Raw genomic sequence first — 23,082 nt, 5'->3', positions numbered from 1 at the left:
TGCGGGAACCCCGAGCTGGCAGATCGGGCCTACGCTGGCCGCGTGACACTGATCGCGACCCAGTCGCTCACCAAAACGTACGGCAACCGGGTGACCGCGCTCGCCGATCTCACGGTCGCGGTCGAGCCGGGCGTCATCGGGCTGGTCGGTGCCAACGGCGCCGGGAAGTCCACCTTCATCAAGATCATGCTGGGTCTGCTCGCCCCGACCTCCGGTCAGGTACGGGTGCTGGGCCTCGATCCGACCACGGACAGCCAGGCGGTCCGGGCCCGGGTCGGCTACATGCCGGAACACGACTCGCTGCCGCCGGACCTGTCCGCCGCCGAGTTCGTCACCCACCTGGGCCGGATCAGCGGCCTGCCGCGTACGGTCGCCCGCGAGCGGGCCTCGGAGGCGCTGCGGCACGTCGGCCTCTACGAGGAGCGCTACCGGCAGATCGGCGGCTACTCCACCGGTATGAAGCAGCGGGTGAAGCTGGCCCAGGCGCTGGTGCACGACCCCGACCTGCTGCTGCTCGACGAGCCGACCAACGGTCTCGACCCGGCCGGGCGGGACGCCATGCTCGGCCTGATCCACCGGATCGGCACCGAGTTCGGCATCTCGGTGCTGGTCTGCTCGCACCTGCTGGGCGAGGTCGAGCGGATCTGCGACACCCTGGTCGCGATCGACGGCGGCCGGCTGCTCCGGTCGGACAACATCACCGCGATGACCACCGCGATCGACGTACTCGCGGTCGAGGTGAGCGAGGGTACCGAGGAACTCGCCGCCCGGCTCGCCGAACTCGACCTGCCGGTCCACCGCGAGGACCGGATGCTGCTGGTCCGGCTCGACGACGACCGCACCTACGACCTGATCCTGACCGCCGTCGCCGAACTGGACCTGCCGCTGCACCGGCTCGACCAGCGCCGGCACCGCGTCGCCGAGCTCTTCGCCACCCGGGAGACGACCAATGCCCACGCCTGAACCGAGGACTGCCCCCGGTGGGGTCATTCACGACATCGGCTACCAGCGGTACGACGGGCCGAGGCTGGGCCGGCGGCACATCCTCGGCGCGCTCTACCTGCACAGCCTGCGTACCGCCTTCGGGCTGGGCCGCAGCGCCAAGGCGAAGATCTTCCCGTGGCTGATCATGAGCGTGGTCGGGGTGGTCGCGGTGGTGCTCACCGCGATCCAGGTGCAGACCGGGGTGGCGGCACTGGGCTACAACGAGTTCCCCGAGGTGCTCAGCATTCTGATCATCTTCTTCTGCGCGGCGGTCGCGCCGGAGCTGGTCAGCCGTGACCTCCAGACCGGGGTGCTGCCGCTCTACTTCGCCCGCCCGCTGGAGCGCGCCGACTACGCGATCGCGAAGCTGGCCGCGCTGATCACCGCGACGTTCCTGCTACTGGCCGTACCGCTGACGGTGATGTTCGCCGGGGCCGCCTTCTCCGCCGACGACCTCGGCGGGGTGTGGCGCGAATTCGGCGACTACCTGCCCGGTATCGCCTACGCGGCGCTGCACGCGGTGGTCTTCTCCTCGGTCGCGGTGCTGGTCGCGGCGCTGGTGAAGCGCCGGGCGGTCGCGGCCGCCGCGGTGGTGGCGGCGTTCCTGGTGACCACCCCGATCGTCGGGGTCCTGCTGGTCCTGCCGTACGAGACCAGCACGCAACTCTCCGGTTTGGTCAACCCGGCCAGCCTGGTCAGCGGCGTCGGCGACTGGCTGTTCGAGACGACCGGTGACACCGGCATCGGCGGGTGGGGCCCGCTCTACGGCGTGGTCAGCATCGCGCTGGTCGCCGCCTGTGTCCTGCTGCTCTTCGCCCGCTACCGGAAGGTTGCCCGCTCATGACCGACGTGGAACTGAGCGGGGTGTCCCGCTGGTACGGCAACGTCGTCGCCGTCAACGACGTGACCATGACCCTCGGTGCCGGGGTAACCGGCCTGCTCGGCCCGAACGGCGCCGGCAAGACCACCCTGCTGCACATGATGGCCGGGTTCCTCGCCCCGTCGCGGGGTGCGGTCACCCTCGGCGGCGAGCCGACCTGGCGCAACCCCGCCGTCTACCGGCGACTGGGCCTGGTCAGCGAGCGCGAGGCGGTGCACGGTTTCCTCACCGCGTACGAGTTCGTGCTGGCCAGTGCGCGCCTGCACAAACTGCCGGACGCGGAGTCGGCGGCCCGCCGGGCGATCGAGCTGGTGGAGATGACCGACGCGCAGGACCGGCGGATCGACACCTACTCCAAGGGCATGCGGCAACGTACGCGGGTCGCGGCGGCGTTGGTGCACTCGCCGGAGGTGCTGCTGCTCGACGAGCCGTTCAACGGCATGGACCCGCGCCAGCGGCTGCACATGATGCGGCTGCTGCACTCGCTCGGCGAGGCAGGGCACACCATCCTGTTCAGCTCGCACATCCTGGAGGAGGTCGAGGAGGTCTCCGGCACCGTCCAGGTGATCGTCTCCGGCCGGCTGGCCGCCTCCGGTGACTTCCGTTCGATCCGGCGGCTGATGACCCACCGCCCGCACGTCTTCACCGTCCAGTCCAGCGACGACCGGCGGCTCGCGGTCGCGCTGATCGGTGAGCCCTCGGTCAGCGGTGTCGAGCTGGACAAGGAGGGGCTGACCGTACGCGCCGGTGACTACGGCAGCTTCACCCGCGCACTGCCCAAGATCGCGCTCGGGTCCGGCATCCGGGTACGCCGGCTGCTGCCCTCGGACGAATCCCTGGAGAGTGTCTTCTCCTACCTGGTGGAGGCCTGACATGTCGACTATCTCCTGGATCACCACGCGGGGGCTCTTCGGTCGCCGTCGGTTCCTGCTGCTGGTCCCGCTCCCGCTGTTGCTGGTGACGCTGGCCGCCCTTCCCCGCGCGGCGGGCGCCGACGTACGCCAGTGGGCGCCGGTGGTGCTGGTCGGTCTCGGGCTGGCCGTCGTCCTGCCGGTGATCTCCTTGATCGTCGGCACCGGGGTGCTCGGCGCCGAGATCGACGACGGCACGATCGTGCACATCCTCACCAAGCCGCTGCCCCGCTGGCAGATCATCCTGCCGAAGCTGGCTGTGTCGGCCGGCGTGAGCGCGGTGACCGTCGCCGTCCCGCTCTACGTGGTCGGGGTGCTGGCGGACTCCGTACGGCTGGGGTTGGCACTGGTGGTGGCGAGCGCGATCGGGGCGCTGGCGTACTCCGCGGTTTTCCTGGCGCTGAGCCTGATCACCCGGCGGCCGGTGCTGCTCGGCCTGGTCTACGTGCTGATCTGGGAGGGGCTGCTGGGCAATTTTGTCGGCGGCACCCGCAACCTGTCGATCCAGCAGTACGTGATCACGATCGCCGACAAGATCGCCCCCACCGAACTGCTCACCAGCCAGGTTTCCCTGCCCGTCTCGATCATCATGGCCGCCATCCTGACCGTCGGCTTCACCGCCCTGGCCATCGACCGCCTCCGCTCCTTCTCCGTAGCCGGCGAAACGAGCTGACCCACCCCGCACCCCTCGTCGGTGCGCAGATGTAGAGAAAGAGTGGCTATCCCCTCGGGAATTGCCACTCTTTCTCTACCTCAGTGGCGATTCTGGTGTTGCGGGCGGCGGGTCCAGGAGTGCAGGCCTTCGCCGCGGATGGCGGTGGCGGCTAGCAGGAGGAGTAGGGCGGCGACGGCCCAGATCGCGAGGGTGGCGGCGGGCCAGGCGGCCGCGTCGGAGCTGAAGTAGACCACCGCTCTGACCAGGTCGGTGGCGAGCCCGGGAATGTTCCACAGGTGCATGTCCCGGAAGAAGTCGGGCAGGAACTCGGGCGCGTAGATGCCGCCTGAGCCGGGATTGCCGAGCACCACCAGGAGCAGGATGACCAGGCCGGTGCCGAGCAGCCCGAGCCAGCCCTGCACCGCCGCGGCGGCCATCGCGGCGGCGAACGCCGCCAGCGCCCCGGCTCCGACCAGGCCGGCGAAGTGGGTGTGCCACACATCCAGGCCGGGGCCGGTCACCAGCGCCCCGGCGAGCCCGAGCAGCGCGGAGTAGATCGCCAAGCCGCCGATTCGGGCGGCGGCGCGGGACAGCGTACGGGGTGTGGTGCCCAGCGTGATGCCGAGCACGGTGGCACCCAGGTAACCGCCGAGCACCAGCCCGACGGCCAGGTAGAACGGCACCAGGCCCCGCTGGTCGTTGGCGGCGATCGGCACCGAGTCGCTGACCGCCAGCGCAACCTGCGCCCGCTGCGCCGCCGTCTGGACGATCTGGGTGATCACCTGGGCGGCGATCGGCGCGGCGGCACTCGCGGTGACCAGGGTCAGCGCCGGGGTGCCACCGCTGGTGGTCGAGGCGAGTACGGCGTACACGTCGCGTCCGGCGAGCGCTTCGTCGGCGGCGGCGCGGTCGGCGTACTCGACGGCTATGAGGGCCTTGTCCTGCTGCCGTACGGCGGCGAGCAGCGTACGCGCCGGCTGGTCGCTACGGACCACACCGACGGGTACGTCCTTCGGCTTCGGCTCGTGCAGCGCGCCCGCGTACGCGGCGATGAAGGCGGTGGCGAGCACCAGCGTGCCGAATAGCAGCACCGCGCTGCGGATCAGCGACCGCCGCCACGACTCCCGCCCCACCGGCTCGGCCCGATGCCCCACCCCGCTCCCCGCGCCCCCCGCATCCGCCATCCACCCAGCGTATGAAAGGCCGTTTCCCCTTGAAGCACTTTCACTGTTTGAGTGGCTATCCCGGTGCGGATAAGCACTCAAACAGTGAAAGTGCGCGGATCTTGGAGCGGGGAGGGCGGGTCAGCCGGTGTTGCGCATGCCGGCGGCGATGCCGTTGACGGTGGTGAGGAGGGCTCGTTCCAGGGCGGTGCCGTCGCCGGGGGCGCGGCGGGCGCCGGGGGCGGTGGCGACCGCGCGACCGGCCGCACCGGAGTCGCGGTACTGGCGCAGCAGGGCGACCTGGAGGTGGTGCAGCGGCTCCAGGTAGGTGTCCCGGACGGCGAGCGTGCGCTGGAGCACCGGCGAGTTCTCCAGCAGCGCGGGGGAGTTGGTGATCGCCAGCACCTCGCGCTTGGTCAGCTCGTACTCCTCGCGGATCACGTCGAAGATCGGCTGCAACGGCTCCGGGACCAGGGTCTCGACGTACCGGCGGGCGATGTTCAGATCCGTCTTGGAGAGCATCATCTCCACGTTGGACAGGAACGTCCGGAAGAAGTGCCAGTTGCGGTACATCTCGGCGAGGATTTCCGCCCGACCGCTCTCCCGGGCGGCGGCCAGCCCGGAACCGACCCCGAACCAACCCGGCACGATCTGCCGGGTCTGGGTCCAGCCGAACACCCACGGGATCGCCCGCAGGCCGCTCAGCCCGGCTCCGGTGTTCGGGCGCTTCGCCGGCCGCGAACCGATGTTGAGCGCACCGAGCAACTCGGTCGGCGTCGACGCCCAGAAGTACGCCGGCAGGTCCGGGTTCTCCACCAGCGACCGGTACGACCGGAACGCCGAGTCGGAGACCAGTTCCATCGTGTCGTCCCAGCGTTCCAGCATCTCGGCGGGCTGCCGGGGGTAGGTGTGCAGCAGCGCGCTCTGCAGCACCGCGGCCAGGGTCAGTTCCAGGTTCTCCCGGGCCAGCGACGGCAGCGTGTACTTGTCGGAGATGACCTCACCCTGCTCGGTCACCTTGATCGCGCCGTCGAGCGTGCCGTACGGCTGGGCCAGGATCGCCTCGTGCGTCGGACCGCCGCCCCGGCCGACGGTGCCGCCACGACCGTGGAACAGCCGCAGCCGTACGCCGTGCCGGGCGGCCACGTCGCGCAGTGAGCGCTGGGCCCGGTGGATCGACCACTGGGAGGTGGTGATGCCCGCCTCCTTGTTCGAGTCGGAGTAGCCGAGCATCACCTCCTGCACGTCTCCACGGGCAGTCACGATCGCCCGGTACGCCGGCAGGGAGAGCAGTTCGTCGAGGAGTTCGCCGCCCGCGTTCAGCTCGTCCGGGGTCTCCAGCAGCGGCACGAAGCCGATCCGGGCCCGTCCGCTGTGCACGTCGACCAGGCCGGCTTCGCGGGCCAGCACCACCGCGGCGAGTACGTCGTCGACGCCCATCGTCATCGAGATGATGTACGACTCGATGACCTCGGTGCCGAACCGCTCCTGGGCCTCCCGGATGGTGCCGAACACGTCGAAGGTCTTGCGGGTCGCCTCGGTCAGCGGACTGTCCATGTTGGACAGCGGGCGGCGGCCGGTCAGTTCCTCGCTGAGCAGCTTGGTCCGCTCGACCCGGCTCAACGCCGCGTAGTCGGTCACCTCGCCGACCTGCTCGTAGAGCTGGCGCAGCACCGCGTGGTGCGCCTCGGCGTGCTCGCGTACGTCCAGGGTGGCCAGGTGCAGCCCGAACGAGGCGACCGTACGGATCGCCGAGGCGAGCCGGCCGACGGCGGTGAGCTGACCAGAGTTACGGGCCAGCGAGGCGCGCATCAGCTCCAGGTCGGAGAGGAGTTCGGCCGAGCCGCGATAGTCCCGGCCGGGCACGTGCGCGGTGCCCCGGGTCAGCCGCAGCCGGGTGTTGGCGAGCTTCGCCTTGATGCAGCGCGCCTTGAGCCGGTACGGCTCCTCGGCGTTGACCCGGCGGAACCGGGCCGCGACCTCGGGCAGCGCGTCGAGGTCGGTGGCCAGGCTGGCGGAGAGGTCGAGGGAAACCCCGCGCAGCCGGCGGGAAACCGAGATCTCGTTGATCAGCGACTCCATCGCCGCCTCGGTCGCCTGGATGCCGTGGTGGTACTGGATGACCAGCACCTCGCGGGTGACGTGCGGGGTGACGAACGGGTTTCCGTCCCGGTCGCCGCCGATCCAGGTGCCGAAGGTCAGCGGGCGCGACGTCGGCGAGGTCTCCACCCCGAGCGAGCGCAGCGTGTCGGCGAGGTCGTCGAGCACCTGGGGCGCGGCGGCGGCGTACAGGTCGCGCAAGTAGTAGATCGCGTTGCGGGCCTCGTCGGTCGGGTCCGGCCGGTCGAGCCGCAACTCGTCGGTCTGCCACATCAGGTCGAGCAGTTCGGCCAGCCGGCGGTTGGTCGGCGCCTCGTCGCTGGCGCCGTAGAGCACCGCGGCGGCGGTCTCGGCGTCCAACTCGTCGGCGACCGCGCGCAGCTTGGTCAGGATCGAGCGGCGGGCCGCCTCCGTCGGGTGGGCGGTGAACACCGGCCGTACGGCCAGCCGCCGGGCCGCCGCGGCGATCTCCTCGGCCGGCACCCCGCGCTCGGCGATCAGCTTTGCCGCCTGGTCCAGCCAGCCGCCCTGGGTGGCCCGCTGCCGGCGCAGGTCGCGGGACCGGTGCACCTGCTCGGTGATGTTGGCCAGGTGGAAGTAGGTGGAGAAGGCGCGGGCCAGCTTGGTCCCGGTGGTCACGTCCATCGCGCCCAGCCGCAGGGCCGCGGCTTCGGGGTCGGAGCGGACCAGGGCGCGGATCTCCTCGACCAGGTCGAGCAGCGGGGGGCCTTCCTGGCGGGCCAGGGTCTGCCCGAGCAGGGTGCCGAGCCGGCGGATGTCTGCCCGAAGGGCGGCATCCGGGCCATCGTGATCATGCTGGTCGGTCACCGTGCGCTCCTTACGTGGTGTGCTAAGGACAGCGCTGTCCGACAAGGCTGATCGTATCCGCGCGGGGGCGGTTCTTAGGAGGGGCTCACCATATCTGAGTTTTAATCACACTCCGCCGTCCAGTCGACCGAACCAGTCCCGGGCGGTCCGGACCCCGCCGTCACCGAGCGCGACCATCAGCGCCGCCCTTGCCTTGACCGGCGCCAGCCCGCGCGCGCTGATCGCACCCACCCTGCCGGCGAGCGTGCCACCGCCGTACGACTGCTCCGGTGGGACCTCGCGGAACCGGGAGCGGGAGCTGATCACCACCGGGATGTCCCACCCGGTCAGCTCGTCGATCGCGGTGAGCAGACTGATCGGTACGTTCGCCAGTCCGGTGCCCTCCAGCACCACGCCCCGCGCACCCGCGTCCACCACCGCGTGCAGCAGCACCCCGTCGATCCCCGGGTACGTCTTGATCAGCGCGACCGCCGACTCCGGCTCCCCGGTCGGCGCCGGTGGCCGGGGCGGCGGCGCCGCCAGCAGCTCCACCCCGGTGCCCACCACCCGCCCGAGCACCGGGTACGGCGCCGACGAGAACGCGGCCACGCCCGTGGCGTCGATCTTGCTGACCCAGCGTGCGGCGTGCAGCTCGTCGTTGAGGCAGGCCACCACACCGACCCCGCGCAGGGCTGGATCGCCGGCCGCCACCAGGGCGGAACGCAGGTTTCGCGGCCCGTCGGCGGACAGCTCGGTGGGTGGGCGCATCGCACCGGTGAACACGATCCCGGCCCGCTCGGCGGCGGCGTCCGAGAGCAGGTCGGTCAGGTACGCGGTCTCCTCCAGGGTGTCGGTGCCGTGGGTGATCACGACCCCGTCGTACCCGTCGTCGAGGACGGCCGTACGGGCCCGGCGGGCCAACCGCAGCATGGTCTCCGGGTCCAGGTCCCAGCTCGGTACGGCGAGCAGGTCCTCGACCGTGACCTCGGCCGGGACCGAGCCCGAGGGCAGCGCCGCCAGCAGCTCGGTCCCGGACGCGAAGGCTCCCCGACCGGGGCGCGGGTGGAACGCCATCATGTCCCCGGTGGTGACCAGGAGCAGTCGGGTCAACGTGCCGCTCCGGCATCGGTGCCCGCGTCGTCGTGGCCGCCCAGGTCGAACCCTGGTGCGTCGACCCGCTGCTCCAGCCGGTCCAGCCGGTCGACGATCGGCTGCAACTGCTTGGCCAGGGCCGCCTGGAGCGCGGCAATCTGGTCGGTGCCACCGATCGCCATCCCGGCCGTCTGGGTCTGCGCCCGGAGGTGGACGTAACCGGCCAGTGCGGCGATGACGGCCCGGCGGGTCAGCCGGTAGTCGGCCCCGAGGGACCGCAGCACGTGTCCGGCGGTGCCGTCCGGCTCGGCGATCAGCCCGAGCAGCAGGTGTTCGCAGCCGACGTAGTTGTGGCCGAGGCTGGTCGCCTCGGTGACGGTCAGCTCCAGCGCGTTGGCCGCGGTCTGGCCGAATCGCCGCACTCCGGTGTCGTCCGTTCCCGCCGCGGCGGCTTCCTTCGGCGCCTGCCGGTCCAGTTCGCGCCGTACGGCCTCGGGGTCGATCTCCATCGCCTGGAGCACCTCGAGGGCCAGGTTGTGGCCCTCGGCCAGCATGCCGGAGAGCAGGTGGGAGGTGCCGACGCTGGTGGCGCCCTGTTCCCGGGCCTCGCTGAGGCCGAGCGTGATGGCGGTCCGGGCGCGGGCGGTGAACTGGGTCAGCGAGGCGGTCGGGTCGTCCCGGTCGGTGTCGCCGAGGGTCGTTTCCCGGATCGCGGTGACCCGGCGTACCGCCTGTTCCAGGGCGCGCTGGCAGATCGCGGAAACCGGCACCCCGGACTCCTTGACCGCATCGGCCAGCTCGTCGGGTAGATACACGTTGATCTTCGGCATCCTTGGCTCCCCTCTGGGGTTAGGTAGGGGGTATAACCCTCCTATGACCCCACCATACCCCTCGTCTGGAAAATGGGAACCCCCTGCTCATGATCGATCGCTAGGGTGGGCTGATGTCCGCAGTGAACCGCTCCACCGAGCCCAAGCGGTATCCCGCGAAACCACAACCGGGGGACCGGGTCGCCGTACTCTCGCCCTCCGCCGGCCTGCCGGCGGTCTTCCCGCACGTGTACGAGTTGGGCCTGCGCCGGTTGCGCGACGAGTTCGGCCTGATCCCGGTCGAGTACCCGACCACCCGTGCCGCCGACGCCCACCCGCGCGAACGCGCCCGTGACCTGACCGCCGCCTTCGCCGACCCGACGATCACCGCCGTGCTCGCCACCGTCGGCGGCGACGACCTGATCACCGTGGTGCCGCACCTGGACGGGGAGGTGATCGCCGCCAACCCCAAGCCGTACTTCGGCTACTCGGACAACACCAACGTGCTGGCGTACCTCTTCGAACTCGGGCTGGTCGGCTACCACGGCGGCTCGGTCCTGGTGCACCTCGGCCGGCCGGGCAGTATGCACCCGGCGACCGCCGCCTCCCTGCGCGCCGCGCTCTTCACCACCGACTGGTACGAACTCGCGCCGGCCAAGCAGTACAGCGACGAGCCGAGCGACTGGCGCGACCCGTCCACCCTGGCGGACGAACCGGTGATGTTCCCGTCCGACGGCTGGCGGTGGCACGGGCCGCAGAACCGGGTCGAGGGGCCGGTCTGGGGCGGCAACCTGGAGATCCTCGGCTGGCTGCTCCAGGCGGGTCGGGTCGGCCCGAACGAGGCGTACGCCGGTCACGTGCTGCTGCTGGAGACCTCCGAGGAGATCCCGTCGGACGTGGAGGTGTTCCGGATCCTGCGCAACATGGGGGAGCGCGGGCTGCTCGCCAAGTTTTCCGCGGTGCTGGTCGGTCGCCCGAAGGCGTGGGACTTCGAGCAGCCGAACACGGCCGAACAGAAGCGGGAGCACACCGAGGCCCAGCGTGCCGCCGTGCTCAAGGTGCTCGCCGAGTACAACCCCGACGCGATTGCCGTCTTCGGCCTCGACGTCGGCCACACCGACCCGCAACTGATCATCCCGTACGGCGGCCTAGCCCGAGTCGACTCAACCGCCCGCCGCATCACCGTCCACTACTAACCCACCCCCACCCCCCACCCCCACCCCACCCCCCAGACCCCGTTGATCATGAAGTTAGCGCGGAATTGAGCGATCAACTCTGCGTTAACTTCATGATCAACGGGGCGAGGCGGTGGGTGGGTTCGAGGTGGGGGGTTGGCGCGGATGGGCGGGATAAACTTGGGGAGGTGGACCCCCGTCCGGAAGCCGGATGGGGGCAGTTTCGCGTGTTGACGCAGAGGTAGTGATCGTGACGATGCTCGCCGGTCTGCTGGCTGCCGCCCTCGGCGACCCGGCTCTCACCCGTACCCGTGATCTGGCCCGGGGCGGTGCAGCGCAGGCCGACGGGCTCGATCTGACCGCCCCGGCGGCGCTGCGGCCGTTCGTGGTGGCCGCCGTGGCCGCCGAGCCGGAGCAGGGCGGTGCCGGCCGACCCGTACTCGCGGTCACCGCCACCACCCGCGAGGCCGACGACCTCGCCGCCGCGCTCGGCAGCCTGCTGCCGGCCGAACAGGTGGCCGTCTTCCCCGCCTGGGAGACCCTGCCGCACGAGCGGCTCTCCCCCCGGTCCGACACCGTCGGCCGCCGGCTCGCCGTGCTGCGGCGGCTGGCCCACCCGGACGGTGCCGACGGTGCCGGCCCGCTGCGGGTTGTCGTCGCTCCGGTCCGTTCGGTGCTGCAACCGCAGCTCAAGGGGCTCGGCGACCTCGAACCCGTACGCCTGAGCAGCCACGCCGAGGCGGACCTCGAAATGGTCGCGCACCGGCTGGCCGACCTGGCGTACTCGCGGGTCGACCTGGTCACCAAGCGCGGCGAGTTCGCCGTCCGGGGCGGCATCCTGGACGTCTTCCCGCCCACCGACGAGCACCCGTCCCGGGTCGAGTTCTGGGGCGACGAGGTGGAGGAGATCCGTACCTTCGCCGTCGCCGACCAGCGCACCATCGAGCAGGTCGACCAGCTCTGGGCGCCGCCGTGCCGCGAACTCCTGCTCACCCCGGAGATCCGGGAACGGGCCGCCGCACTGGCCGAGGCCCACCCGGAGCTGGCCGAGATCCTGGAGAAGCTGGCCGAGGGCATCCCGGTCGAGGGAATGGAATCGCTCGCCCCGGCACTCCTGGACGGCACCGGGAGCATGGAGACGCTGCTCGACTGCCTGCCGGGCGCCGCACACGTGCTGCTCTTCGATCCGGAGCGGATCCGTACCCGGGCGCATGACCTGGTCCGTACCTCGGAGGAGTTCCTCCAGGCGAGCTGGGCCGCGGCCGCCGTCGGCGGCCAGGCCCCGATCGACGTCGGCGCCGCCGCATTCAAGACCCTGGCCGAGGTACGGGCAACAGCCACCGCCCTCGGCCAGCCCTGGTGGTCGATCTCCCCGTTCGGGCTGGTCGAAGACACCCCGGCCGCCGACGACCAGCCGTGGCTGGATCCGGTACGCACGGACGTCACCCCTGACGAGGGGGTGTCGATCACGCTCGCCGCGCAGCCGACCGCGCTCTACCACGGCGAGACCAACCGGGTGGTCGACGACCTCAAGCGGTGGACCGCCGACGGCTGGGCGGTGGCGCTGGTCTTCGAGGGACACGGCCCGGCCCAACGGGCGGTCGAGGTGCTCCGCGACGGCGGCCTCGGCGCCACCGCGGTGGAGACCATCCTCGCCGCGCCCGCCCCCGGCGAACTGCTCGTCACCTGCGGCTCGCTCAACCACGGCTTCCTGCTCGACGGCGCCAGCGCCACCAAGATCGCCGTACTCACCGGCAACGACATCACCGGGGGACGGGGCAACTCCACCCGCGACATGCGCAAGATGCCGAGCCGGCGGCGCAACACCATCGACCCGCTGGAACTGAAGACCGGCGACTACGTGGTGCACGAACAGCACGGCATCGGCCGCTACGTGGAGCTGGTGCAACGTACGGTCAACGGCGCCGAGCGCGAGTACCTGGTCCTGGAGTACGCCTCCACCAAACGCGGGCAGCCCGGTGACCGGCTCTTCGTACCCACCGACCAGCTCGACCAGCTCTCCCGTTACGTGGGCGGGGAGACCCCCACGCTGCACAAGATGGGCGGCAGCGAGTGGCAGAAGGCCAAGGCCCGCGCCCGCAAGGCGGTACGCGAGATCGCCGCCCAGCTCATCCAGCTCTACGCCGCCCGCAAGGCCTCCAAGGGGCACGCGTTCGCCCCGGACACCCCGTGGCAGCGGGAGCTTGAGGACGCCTTCCCGTACACCGAGACGCCGGACCAGTTGTCGGCGATCGAGGAGGTCAAGCGGGACATGGAGCAGTCCGCACCGATGGACCGGCTGATCTGTGGTGACGTCGGCTACGGCAAGACCGAGATCGCGGTCCGGGCGGCGTTCAAGGCGGTCCAGGACGGCAAGCAGGTGGCGGTGCTGGTGCCGACCACCCTGCTGGCCCAGCAGCACTACAACACCTTCGCCGAGCGGATGGGGCAGTTCCCGGTCCAGATCAAGCAGCTCTCCCGGTTCCAGACCCCGAAGGAAGCCGAGCAGACCCTGGCCGCCGCCGCCGACGGCAGCGCCGACATCGTCATCGGCACGCACCGGCTTCTCGCCGCCGCCACCCGGTTCAAGGCGCTCGGCATGGTCATCGTCGACGAGGAGCAGCGGTTCGGGGTCGAGCACAAGGAGCACCTGAAGACGCTGCGGACCGCGGTCGACGTACTGACCATGTCGGCGACGCCGATCCCGCGGACCCTGGAGATGGCGATCACCGGCATCCGGGAGATGTCCACCATCGCCACCCCGCCGGAGGAACGGCACCCGGTGCTCACCTTCGTCGGCGCGTACGACGACCGGCAGGTCGCCGCCTCGATCCACCGCGAGCTGCTCCGCGACGGGCAGGTCTTCTACCTGCACAACCGGGTCGAGTCGATCGACCGGGCGGCCCGCCGCATCCGCGAGCTGGTGCCCGAGGCCCGGGTCGCCGTCGCGCACGGCCAGATGGGCGAGGAAGCGCTGGAAAAGGTCATGGTCGGCTTCTGGGAGAAGGAGTACGACGTCCTGGTCTGCACCACGATCGTGGAGTCCGGCATCGACATCCCGAACGCCAACACGCTGATCGTGGAACGGGCCGACCTGCTCGGCCTGGCCCAGTTGCACCAGATCCGGGGCCGGGTCGGCCGTGGCCGGGAACGGGCGTACGCGTACTTCCTCTACCCGCCGGAGAAGCCGCTGACCGAGCACGCGCACGAGCGGCTGGCCACCATCGCCCAGCACACCGAACTGGGCGCCGGCATGTACGTGGCGATGAAGGACCTGGAGATCCGGGGCGCCGGCAACCTGCTCGGCGGCGAGCAGTCCGGTCACATCGAGGGCGTCGGCTTCGACCTCTACGTCCGGATGGTCGGCGAGGCAGTGCAGACGTTCAAGGGGGAGCGGCCGGAGGAGGAGGTCGACGTCAAGATCGACCTGCCGATCGACGCCCACCTGCCGCACGACTACGTGAGCGTGGAACGGCTCCGCCTGGAGATGTACCGCAAGCTCGCCGAGGCCCGCGACGCCGCCCGCCTCGACGAGGTGGTGGTCGAGATGACCGACCGGTACGGCGCACCGCCGGAGCCGGTGCAGAACCTCGTCGCGGTCGCCCGGTTCCGCCTGCTGGCCCGCGCGTACGGCCTGACCGACGTGTCGGTGCAGGGCAAGTACGTCCGGTTCGGCCCGCTGCCGCTGCCCGACTCGAAGCAGATGCGGCTCAAGCGGTACCACCCGGACGCGGTCTACAAGCAGGTCACCGACCAGGTCAGCGTGCCGCGCCCGAGCACCCGCCGGATCGGCGGCGAACCGCTGCGCGACCAGGTGCTGCTGGAGTGGTGCGGGCAGTTGCTGAAGGACGTGATCGGCGAGCCGGTGCTGGCCGGCCGGTGACGGACAGTGGTGGAACGGCCCGCCCGGTGACCCCGTACCGGTCGGGCCGGGCGGCGCGTGAGAGAGTGTCGGCCATGCAGCGTGCTCGCCGTCTGGCGCCGATCGCCGTGGTTGCCGCGGTCGGCATCATCGCCCTCACCGGTTGCCGTGCCCAGCCCGGTGCCGCCGCCTACGTCGGCGACCGGCAGATCACCGAGAACCAGGTGACCGACCTCATCGACGAGCTGCGGGCGAAGCCCGCGCCGCCCGCCGCCGCGGGTGCGCCCGAGGCGAAGCCGCCGACGCGTACCTTCGTGGTCAGCGTGCTGGTGCTCAACGACGTCTGCCAGCGTTTCACCAAGGCCGAGAACCTCCAGGCCAAGGAGCCGGCTCCGGTCGACCAGGTGGCCCAGCAGTTCGGCGTGGCGCCGGAGACAGCGTTCGCCAAGGAGGCCGCGGCGCTGTTCACCTGCCTGTCGGCCGTACCGCCGGGTGAGCCGGTGAAGCCGACCCCGGCCGAGCTGCTCGCCCTGGGCAAGGTGGCCAAGGCCGCCGGTGCGATCGAGGCGACGGTTTCGGACGAGGCCGCCGGGCAGCAGCTTGACGGTGAGCAGTTGCAGGCCGCGCTCGGCAACCGCAAGATCCTCGCCGACGCGGTGACCCGCTTCGACGTCACGGTCAACCCGCGCTACCGGCCGCTGGAGTTCCCGATCCTCTCCTTCCAGGGCGGGCCGGCCGCGGTCAGCGTGCCGCTGGGCGAGGGCGACACGGGCACGGTGGTCGACCCGCGCTGAGCGGGCACACCCGATGACCGCTCGCGTCGTACTCCTGGTCACCTCGCCCCGGCTGCCGGCCGGCCTGCTCACCGCCGTAGCCTGGGACGTGGTACGCCAGCACCCGGTGCTGGCCGGCGCGGAGAGCGAGCTGACCACCGCCGTACGGGTGGCCGGCGGCACCGTCACCCTGACCGACTCGCCGGTGCCGGACCTGCTCGCCACCGCCGCTGCGGAAGGCACCGTGGTCTGGTTGGCCGGTCCGGTCGGCGACGACCGGATGGCCCGTGAGCTGGGGCTGCGTCTGGCCCGTGAACCCGGCCTGGCCGAACTGGAGCTGATGTACGGGTCCTGGGACCCGCCCGGCGCCCGGTTGCTCGACGCGGTCGCCGTGATGGACCGGCTCGCCTCGCCCGGCGGCGACCCGTGGAAGCGGGCGCAGACCCACGCCACGCTCGCCCAGTTCCTGCTTGAGGAGTGCTACGAGGCGTACGACGCGATCGCGGCCGGTGACCTGGACGCGCTCCGCGAGGAGCTGGGTGACGTACTGCTCCAGGTGGTGCTGCACGCTCGGCTGGCCGAGGAACGGCCCTCCGACGAGCGGTGGAACATCGACGACGTGGCCGGCGACCTGGTCGACAAGATGATCCGGCGCAACCCGCACGTCTTCGCGGACACCCCGGTCGGCTCGATTGACGAGATCATCACCAACTGGGAGCAGATCAAGAAGGCGGAGAAGGCCCGCGACTCGGTGCTGGACGGGATCGCGCTGGCCCAGCCGGCTCTCTCGCTCGCCGCGAAGATCCTGCAGCGGGCCGGCCGGGCCGGGCTCGACGTCCCACCGCCGGTCCCGGCGACCCTGGACGACGAGGCCCGGCTCGGCGCCCGACTGCTGGACGTGGTGGTCCAGGCCCGTGCCGACGGGCTGGACGCCGAGGCCGCCCTGCGCCGGGCCGCGCTCGCCTACGCCGACGCGGTCCGCGCCGTGGAAGCCACCGCCGGTTCCGCCGTGGAAGCCACCGCCGGTTCCGGCACCACCGCCGGTTCCGGGAACTCTGCCGGTCCGGGTTCCGCCGACAGTTCCCAGGCTGGTTCCGCGGGCAGCGCCGGCTGACGGTCCGGGTCCGGGGCGGCGGGCTGGTTCCGCTGTCCGGCCAGGCCGACGGCCAGGCCGAGCGCGACCACCAGCACCCCGGCGGTCGAGCCGAGCGCGGGGAGTCTTCCGGCCTGCACGGCGGCGGTGAGCAGGGTGGCCACCGGCATCAGGCCGACCAGGATCCCGGCCCGCTCGACGCCCAGCCGGCGCAGTCCGGTGAACCAGGCCACGAACGCCACCACCGTCATCAGCGCGGCCAGATAGGCGTACGTGGCCGCCTCCACCCCGGTCGGCAGCCGCCAGTCGGCCGGTTCACCCGCCACCAGCGCGCCGACCAGCAGCAGCGGTACGGCCAGCGCGCAGCTGTACGCGGCCACCCGTACCGGGCCGAGGCGGGGCAGCACGACGGCGGCGAGCAACGAGAAGGCGATCTCCCCGCCGAGCGCACCGAGCGAGGCGAGTACACCGATCGTGTCCGCCCGACCGGTGCCCTGCACCAGCGCCGTACCGGCGACGACGATGCCGGCCGCGCCGAGCAGCCGTACGGTGGGCCGCCGGCCGCGCAGCAGTGGCCCGAGCAGTGCCAGCCCCAGCGGGGCGGCGCCGATGAAGGTGCCGACCAGGGCCGGGTCGGCGTGCGGCAGCGCGATCAGGACGAAGGCGTTGAACGCGGCCAGCCCGATGGCCGCCAGCGCGGTGAGGACGACCCACTCGCGCCCGGTCGGCCGACCCGTCGCGGGGCTGCCGTCGACACCGATGCCGGGCCAGCGCCGGGCGATCGCGAACAGTGCAACGGCGGCGAGCGCGTACCGGGCCGCCTGTCCGGTCAGGGCGGGGTAGTCGAGGACCAGTTGGCTGATCGAGACGGAGCTGCCGACGATCGTCATGCCGATGACGCAGAGCAGTACGGCACCGGTGTTGGAGATCTTCACCCGTACGACGCTAGGGTGCAGATGGTCCTGTGTTGAGGGCCAATGCGGATGGGCTATGGAGGACCAATTGACCACCCCGGAGGCACTAGTCGAACTCGACCGGGCCCGACCCGGACTCGCCGGCCAGCTCACCGTCGCGCTCCGGGAGGCGATCGTGCAGGGGCGACTCGTCCCGGGCACCCGGCTCCCGTCCAGCCGAGGACTCGCCGCCGACCTGCGCCTGTCCCGGGGTGTGGTGGTCGAGGCGTACGAGCAGTTGGTGGCCGAGGGACGACTGCTGGCCCGACCCGGCGCGGGGACCGTGGTCGCGCCCGACACCGGTGCGACACAGAGCCGCTGGAGCCCGCCCGACACACGGGCGAGCACCGCCGCTCAACCGCTCCCGACCGGGAACGGGCTCCGGTCCGGGGTGCCGGACCTGGCGATGTTTCCCCGTGCCCAATGGCGGCGGGCGTACGAGCGGGCGCTGAGCCGGGCCCGCGACGCCGATTTCGACTACGGCGACCCGGCCGGTGCACCCCGGCTGCGTACGGAACTCTCGAACTACCTCGGGCGGGTCCGGGCGGCCCGCGTCGACCCGGCCGACCTGGTGATCACTACCGGTGCGGCCCAGGCGTTCTCGCTGGTCGCCGCCGTGCTGCAGAGCCGGGGCGCGACCACGATCGGGATCGAGGATCCGGGCAGTTCCGCCATCCGGATCCACCTCGAAGCGCAGGGGCTGCGCCCGGTGCCGGTCCCGGTCGATGCCGAGGGACTGGACGTCGAGGCGCTGGCGCGCAGCGGGGTGCCGGCGGTGCTGACCACACCGGCACACCAGTACCCGACCGGTGTGGTACTCGCCCCGCGCCGCCGGGCCGCCCTGCTCGCCTGGGCGCGTACGACCGGTGGACTGGTGGTCGAGGACGACTACGACGCCGAGTTCCGCTACGACCGGGACCCGGTCGGCTGCCTGCAGGGTCTCGCCCCGGACCTGGTCGCCCACATCGGCTCGGCCAGCAAGGCACTCGCACCGGCGATGCGGCTCGGCTGGCTCGCCGTACCGCCGGGTTGGCGGGCCGCGGTGGTCGCGGCGAAGTCGGCGGCCGACATCGGCGGGCCGGTGCTGGAACAGCTCGCCTTCGCCGAACTGCTGGGCGACGGCGGCTACGACCGTCACCTGCGCCGCTGCCGGCAGGCGCACCGGCAGCGGCGGGACGCGCTGACCGCCGCCCTGCGCCGCTACCTGCCGTCGGCCCGGATCTCCGGTATCGCGGCCGGGCTGCACCTGGTGGTCGAGTTGCCCGACGGGGTCGACGACGAGCGGCTGGCCGACGCCGCGCAGCGGGCCGGGTTGGCTCCGGTGCCGCTGTCCCGGCTCCGGTTGGCGCCCGGCGGCCCACCCGGACTGGTGCTCGGTTACGCCGCGAACCCGCCCGCCGAGCTGACCCGCGCGGTACGAACCCTGGCCAGCCTTGTTCCCCTGCTGCCGGAGCCCGACCGGACTCGCTAGATTCCTTGCATGTCGTCTTTCGTCCCCATCGCCGAACGCATCGTCGACGCGTTGCTGGAAAGCAGTCCCGGGTTGGCGTCCTCGGCCGGCGACCACCGCTTCGACGACCGGTTGCCGGACCTTTCCGACGGCGGGGTGAAGGCCCGCTCGGCGATGCTGCGCGACGCCGCCGGTGCCCTCTCCCAGGTGGACGACCTCGCGCTCGACCAGTCGGAGCAGGTCGACCACAGTCTGCTCGCCGCCCTCGTCGACCGGGAACAGTTCGAGCTGTCCGAGCTGCGTACGCACGAGTGGAACCCGCTGCGGCACAATCCGGGGCCGTTACTGCACGCGCTGATCGCCCGCCCGTACGCCCCGGCGGAGGTCCGGCTGGACAGCCTCGTCGGCCGGCTCGGTGACGTACCGGACGCGCTCGCCACCGCCCGCGCCACCCTGCGCGACATGCCCAGGATCCACGCCGAGACCGCCGCCGAGCAGTTCGACGGCACCGCCACGCTGGTTCGCGACGAACTGCCCGCCCTGCTTGCCCAGGCACCGGGCATGCGTGGCGCGGTCGAGCCGGTGGCCCGGGAGGCGGTCGAGGCCCTGGCCGGGTTCGCGGACTGGCTCCGGGCGGGTCTGCACGACGACGCCGGTCCGGGGCGCGACCCTCGGCTCGGCCGCCGCCGCTTCGAGGCGCGGCTCTGGCACACCCTGGACACCGAGCTGTCCGCCACGCAGATCTTCGCCCGCGCCGAGGCGAACCTGGAGCGGGTCACCGACGAGATCCGGGCCGTGGCCGCCGAGCTGGTCGGTGGCCCGGCGACCGACGAGACCGTACGGCGAGCGCTGGACCACCTCGCCGGAGAGCACCCGGACGACAGCTCCATCGTGGACCTGGCCCGGGTGACGTTCTCCGAGACGACCGACTTCGTCCGTACGCACGACCTGGTGACGCTGGTCGACGACCCGTGCGTGATCCAGGAGATGCCGGAGTTCGCCCGTGGGGTGGCGGTCGCCTACTGCGACCCGCCGGGCCCACTGGAGACCGCCGAGGTGCCGACGTTCTACTGCATCGCGCCGACGCCCTCGGACTGGTCGGCGGACCGGATCGAGTCGTTCTACCGCGAGTACAACAACCACATGATCCGCAACCTGACCGTGCACGAGGCGATGCCGGGTCACTTCCTCCAGCTCGCGCACTCGCGCCGCTACCAGGGCAGCACCCGGGTACGGGCGCTCGGCTACTCCGGCCCGTTCGTGGAGGGCTGGGCGGTGTACGCCGAGGAGATGATGGCCGATCTCGGCTTCGGTGGCCTGCCGATCCGGTTGCAGCAGCTCAAGATGCAGCTCCGGATGACCATCAACGCGTTGCTGGACCAGCTCGTGCACTGCGACGAGCTGCCCGAGTCCGAGGGCATGGCGCTGATGATCGGCCGAGGCTTCCAGGAGGAGGGTGAGGCGGCCGGCAAGTGGCGCCGCGCCCTGCTCACCTCGACCCAGCTCTCCACGTATTTCGTCGGTTACCGCGAGGTCGCCGAGATCGCCGCCGCCCGCCCGGCCGGGCCGTCGGTACGGCAGTGGCACGACGCGATGCTCTCGCACGGCTCACCGCCGCCCCGCCACCTGCGGACCCTGCTCGGGGTGGAGCCGGCGTACTAGGTGAGGTCCGGTGGGATCCGGACGTGCTCGATCAGCCAACGGGAGATCGAGTACGGCGGCGGCAGCGGCTCCGGTAACGCGTCCAGCGGGAACCAGCGTGCCTCGGTCAGCTCACGACCGTCGACGACCGGCTCGGCCGCCGGATTCGCCGCGTACGCGGTGTAGCCGGTGAGCACCACGCCCGGACCGGACATCGCCCACGGCTGGCTGCCGAAATAGGTCAGTCGGTCGACCCGGAGCCCCACCTCCTCGGCGACCTCCCGGTGCACCGCCTGCTCCAGCGTCTCGCCCGCCTCGACAAAACCGGCGACCAGCGCCCACGTCTCGGTCGGCCCGTACGAGTGCCGGACCAGCAGCAGTTGCTCCGGCTTGCCGGGTGGGCCGGGGCGGCGGATGGCGACCAGGACGGCCGGGGAGAGCTGCATCGGCACGTAGAGCTTGCAGTCGGGGCAGCGCCGGGCGGTCTCGCCGGGCACGTCGGCCAACTCCGCCGTGCAGGCACCGCAGTAACGGTGCGTACGCCGCCAGGTGACCACCTGCAGCGCCCGGCCGGCCAGGGCGGCGAGCGGCTCGGCCAGCCCGGCGGCCAGGTCCCGCCAGCCGAGCCAGGTGCCGAGCGAGCCGTCGACCGTGTCGTGGGCGGTGACCCAGACGCGCTCGCCGTCGAGGGTGCCGAGCGGGACCGGGGCCGAGCCCGCGGGCAGGTCGGCGAACCGGGGGAAGCCGCCCTCGATGCCGAGCAGCAGCTTGCCGTCGGCCACCACCAGGCACAGGTCGGCCGGGTCCGCCGGTACGTCGGCAGCCGCGCCGGGGACGAACTCCGGCCGGGGCGCCAGCGGATCGCCGTTCACTGTGCGTACGGCCGGGGGTTGGGCCGACCGGCTGCGGCGGACCGGACGGCGGTGGTGGAACGCGCGGTGCTGGCGGGCGGTCCGGCGGTGGCGCGATCGGCGGCGAACATGTCCACCAGCCTTGTCGATCAGGGCAACCCCCGCAAACCCCGGCCCGGGTGATGGGGTGGAGAATCGGCAGATGTCCGGCAGATCGGCGCCCGGTTGGTGGAGGCCATCCCCGTCCGGCGACCACGGCCCGTTACGCTGCCTTCGGAACGCTTCCGCCGCACCGTCGCGGCCCGAGAGCACCAGTTGACACTCATCACGAGGAGCGACACAGTGGCCACCATCGAGGGAATCGTCGCCCGAGAGATTCTCGACTCGCGCGGCAACCCGACCGTCGAGGTCGAGATCGGGCTGGACGACGGTACGACCGCCCGCGCGGCAGTGCCGTCCGGCGCGTCCACCGGCGCGTTCGAGGCGATCGAGCTGCGCGACGGCGACGCCGACCGTTACCAGGGCAAGGGCGTCGAGACCGCGGTCGCGAACATCGAGGACCGGATCGTCGACCAGCTCGTCGGCTACGAGGCCAGCGAGCAGCGGCTGATCGACCAGAAGATGCTCGACATCGACGGCACCGCCGACAAGTCCGGCCTCGGCGCCAACGCGATCCTCGGCGTGTCGCTGGCGGTGGCGAAGGCCGCGGCGAGCAGCGCCGAGCTGAGCCTGTTCCGCTACCTGGGCGGCCCGAACGCGCACCTGCTGCCGGTGCCGATGATGAACATCCTCAACGGGGGCGCGCACGCCGACTCCAACGTCGACGTGCAGGAATTCATGATCGCCCCGATCGGCGCGCCGACCTTCCGCGAGGCGCTGCGCTCGGGTGCCGAGGTCTACCACGCGCTCAAGTCCGTACTGAAGAAGCGGGGCCTGTCCACCGGCCTCGGCGACGAGGGCGGCTTCGCGCCCGACCTGCCGACCAACGCCGCCGCCCTGGACCTGATCGCCGAGGCGGTCGAGAAGGCCGGCTACCGGCTCGGCCGGGACATCGTGTTCGCGCTGGACGTGGCCGCGACCGAGTTCTTCTCCGACGGGATCTACACCTTCGAGCAGACCAGCAAGACCGCCGACGAGATGTCGGCCTACTACACCAAGCTCGCCGACGAGTACCCGATCGTGTCGATCGAGGACCCGCTGGCCGAGGACGACTGGTCCGGCTGGGCCAGCCTCACCGCCGCGATCGGGGACCGGGTCCAGATCGTCGGGGACGACCTGTTCGTCACCAACCCGCAGCGGATCGCCCGCGGCATCGCCGAGAGCTCGGCCAACGCCGTACTGGTGAAGGTGAACCAGATCGGGTCGCTGACCGAGACGCTGGACGCGGTCGACCTGGCGCACCGGGCCGGATTCCGCTGCATGATGAGCCACCGCTCCGGCGAGACCGAGGACACCACCATCGCCGACCTGGCGGTGGCCACCGGCTGCGGCCAGATCAAGACCGGTGCGCCGGCCCGCTCGGACCGGGTGGCCAAGTACAACCAGCTGCTCCGGATCGAGGAGGAGTTGGGCGACGCGGCGCGCTACGCCGGCGCCGGTGCGTTCCCGCGTTACCGTTCTGCCTAGTTTCCGAATCAGCCTCGGGGAGGGGGTGCGTGAGGGTGACGACTCGTCGCATACCCAGCGGCCAGCGGCCCGCCCGGCGGCCGGGGCAACCCGGTCGTAGCGGCGGCACCCGTGGCACGGGCCGGGAGTCCACGGCCCGGCTGGAGTCGCGCGGGATCTCCACCCGTACCCCCCGGGGGACGGAGCACCCACGGTCGGCCACCCGTCCGGCGGCGGGGCCGCGCCCCCCCCCCCCCGGGGGCCCCCCCCCCCCCCAC

At 71.8% G+C, this 23,082-nt stretch carries 16 protein-coding genes and 1 pseudogene; 11 read left to right on the top strand and 6 right to left on the bottom strand.

The features are described 5' to 3' along the window. Positions 1–42: 42 nt before the first annotated feature. From AB0J90_RS22090 to AB0J90_RS22075, 4 genes are read left to right on the top strand one after another with little or no spacing between them, the layout of a single operon-like run. A complete protein-coding gene (locus AB0J90_RS22090) occupies positions 43–963 on the top strand; it encodes an ABC transporter ATP-binding protein (RefSeq protein ID WP_363598637.1) in 921 nt (306 codons plus the stop codon). After that, positions 950–1,828, top strand: a complete 879-nt coding sequence (locus AB0J90_RS22085; RefSeq protein ID WP_363598635.1) for an ABC transporter permease — start codon at positions 950–952, stop codon at positions 1,826–1,828. Before AB0J90_RS22090 ends, AB0J90_RS22085 begins: the two co-directional genes overlap by 14 nt. Further along, a complete protein-coding gene (locus tag AB0J90_RS22080) occupies positions 1,825–2,736 on the top strand; it encodes an ABC transporter ATP-binding protein (RefSeq protein WP_363598633.1) in 912 nt (303 codons plus the stop codon). The genes AB0J90_RS22085 and AB0J90_RS22080 overlap by 4 nt, the downstream gene beginning before the upstream one ends. 1 nt (position 2,737) lies before the next feature. Then, positions 2,738–3,448 carry an ABC transporter permease subunit gene (locus tag AB0J90_RS22075; protein ID WP_363598631.1) on the top strand — a complete coding sequence of 237 codons (711 nt, stop codon included), beginning with the start codon at positions 2,738–2,740 and terminating at the stop codon, positions 3,446–3,448. Between the two features lie 80 nt (positions 3,449–3,528). Here the strand turns inward: AB0J90_RS22075 and AB0J90_RS22070 are convergent, their stop codons facing one another. The 4 genes from AB0J90_RS22070 to AB0J90_RS22055 form a co-directional block, all read right to left on the bottom strand. Further along, positions 3,529–4,614 carry a hypothetical protein gene (locus tag AB0J90_RS22070; protein WP_363598629.1) on the bottom strand — a complete coding sequence of 362 codons (1,086 nt, stop codon included), beginning with the start codon at positions 4,612–4,614 and terminating at the stop codon, positions 3,529–3,531. A 120-nt stretch (positions 4,615–4,734) separates the two neighbouring features. Further along, the gene (gene ppc / locus AB0J90_RS22065; RefSeq protein WP_363598627.1) at positions 4,735–7,521 is read right to left on the bottom strand and encodes a phosphoenolpyruvate carboxylase; all 2,787 of its coding nucleotides are present in this window, start codon (positions 7,519–7,521) and stop codon (positions 4,735–4,737) included. 105 nt (positions 7,522–7,626) lie between these two features. Next, on the bottom strand, positions 7,627–8,610 hold the full coding sequence (locus AB0J90_RS22060) for an asparaginase (RefSeq protein WP_363598625.1): 984 nt from the start codon (positions 8,608–8,610) through the stop codon (positions 7,627–7,629). Then, entirely contained in the window at positions 8,607–9,422 is an 816-nt protein-coding gene (locus AB0J90_RS22055; RefSeq protein WP_363598623.1) for a Clp protease N-terminal domain-containing protein, read from the bottom strand. The genes AB0J90_RS22060 and AB0J90_RS22055 overlap by 4 nt, the downstream gene beginning before the upstream one ends. 113 nt (positions 9,423–9,535) lie before the next feature. Here AB0J90_RS22055 and AB0J90_RS22050 point away from each other — a divergent pair, with 113 nt between their 5' ends. From AB0J90_RS22050 to AB0J90_RS22035, 4 genes and pseudogenes are all read left to right on the top strand, one after another. Beyond that, a complete protein-coding gene (locus AB0J90_RS22050) occupies positions 9,536–10,597 on the top strand; it encodes a S66 peptidase family protein (protein ID WP_363598621.1) in 1,062 nt (353 codons plus the stop codon). A 235-nt stretch (positions 10,598–10,832) separates the two neighbouring features. Further along, a complete protein-coding gene (mfd, locus tag AB0J90_RS22045; RefSeq protein WP_363598907.1) occupies positions 10,833–14,459 on the top strand; it encodes a transcription-repair coupling factor in 3,627 nt (1,208 codons plus the stop codon). A gap of 74 nt (positions 14,460–14,533) precedes the next feature. Further along, positions 14,534–15,232, top strand: coding sequence for a hypothetical protein (locus AB0J90_RS22040; protein ID WP_363598619.1), 699 nt, complete (start codon positions 14,534–14,536; stop codon positions 15,230–15,232). A gap of 13 nt (positions 15,233–15,245) precedes the next feature. Then, positions 15,246–16,193 (top strand): annotated as a pseudogene (locus tag AB0J90_RS22035) (nucleoside triphosphate pyrophosphohydrolase); the annotation flags it as partial. Here the strand turns inward: AB0J90_RS22035 and AB0J90_RS22030 are convergent. After that, entirely contained in the window at positions 16,175–17,239 is a 1,065-nt protein-coding gene (locus AB0J90_RS22030) for a DMT family transporter (RefSeq protein ID WP_363598617.1), read from the bottom strand. The pseudogene AB0J90_RS22035 and the gene AB0J90_RS22030 overlap by 19 nt on opposite strands. A gap of 55 nt (positions 17,240–17,294) precedes the next feature. On the opposite strand from AB0J90_RS22030, the gene AB0J90_RS22025 reads away from it, so the two are divergent. Further along, a complete protein-coding gene (locus AB0J90_RS22025) occupies positions 17,295–18,728 on the top strand; it encodes a PLP-dependent aminotransferase family protein (RefSeq protein ID WP_363598615.1) in 1,434 nt (477 codons plus the stop codon). Positions 18,729–18,737: 9 nt separating this feature from the next. Next, a complete protein-coding gene (locus AB0J90_RS22020) occupies positions 18,738–20,369 on the top strand; it encodes a DUF885 domain-containing protein (protein ID WP_363598613.1) in 1,632 nt (543 codons plus the stop codon). On the opposite strand, the gene nudC is transcribed toward AB0J90_RS22020, so the two are convergent. Beyond that, positions 20,366–21,220, bottom strand: coding sequence for an NAD(+) diphosphatase (gene nudC / locus AB0J90_RS22015; protein ID WP_363598611.1), 855 nt, complete (start codon positions 21,218–21,220; stop codon positions 20,366–20,368). The genes AB0J90_RS22020 and nudC overlap by 4 nt on opposite strands. A 321-nt stretch (positions 21,221–21,541) precedes the next feature. Between nudC and eno the strand changes: the two genes are divergently transcribed. After that, entirely contained in the window at positions 21,542–22,825 is a 1,284-nt protein-coding gene (gene eno, locus AB0J90_RS22010; RefSeq protein WP_363598609.1) for a phosphopyruvate hydratase, read from the top strand. Positions 22,826–23,082: the final 257 nt, after the last annotated feature.

The sequence above is a fragment of the Micromonospora sp. NPDC049523 genome (assembly GCF_040676775.1).
Classification (GTDB): domain Bacteria; phylum Actinomycetota; class Actinomycetes; order Mycobacteriales; family Micromonosporaceae; genus Micromonospora_G.
The sequence above is the reverse complement of the archived record's forward strand: the minus strand, read 5'-3'. Positions and strand labels throughout refer to the sequence as shown.

What these genes read in the sequence shown, in the direction of transcription:
- AB0J90_RS22085 (WP_363598635.1), top strand. Translation starts at nt 950, where the DNA reads ATGCCCACGCCTGAACCGAGGACTGCCCCCGGTGGGGTCATTCACGAC.
- AB0J90_RS22080 (WP_363598633.1), top strand. Translation starts at nt 1,825, where the DNA reads ATGACCGACGTGGAACTGAGCGGGGTGTCCCGCTGGTACGGCAACGTC.
- AB0J90_RS22075 (WP_363598631.1), top strand. Translation starts at nt 2,738, where the DNA reads ATGTCGACTATCTCCTGGATCACCACGCGGGGGCTCTTCGGTCGCCGT.
- AB0J90_RS22070 (WP_363598629.1), bottom strand. Translation starts at nt 4,614, where the DNA reads ATGGCGGATGCGGGGGGCGCGGGGAGCGGGGTGGGGCATCGGGCCGAG.
- AB0J90_RS22055 (WP_363598623.1), bottom strand. Translation starts at nt 9,422, where the DNA reads ATGCCGAAGATCAACGTGTATCTACCCGACGAGCTGGCCGATGCGGTC.
- AB0J90_RS22050 (WP_363598621.1), top strand. Translation starts at nt 9,536, where the DNA reads ATGTCCGCAGTGAACCGCTCCACCGAGCCCAAGCGGTATCCCGCGAAA.
- mfd (WP_363598907.1), top strand. Translation starts at nt 10,833, where the DNA reads ATGCTCGCCGGTCTGCTGGCTGCCGCCCTCGGCGACCCGGCTCTCACC.
- AB0J90_RS22040 (WP_363598619.1), top strand. Translation starts at nt 14,534, where the DNA reads ATGCAGCGTGCTCGCCGTCTGGCGCCGATCGCCGTGGTTGCCGCGGTC.
- AB0J90_RS22025 (WP_363598615.1), top strand. Translation starts at nt 17,295, where the DNA reads ATGGAGGACCAATTGACCACCCCGGAGGCACTAGTCGAACTCGACCGG.
- AB0J90_RS22020 (WP_363598613.1), top strand. Translation starts at nt 18,738, where the DNA reads ATGTCGTCTTTCGTCCCCATCGCCGAACGCATCGTCGACGCGTTGCTG.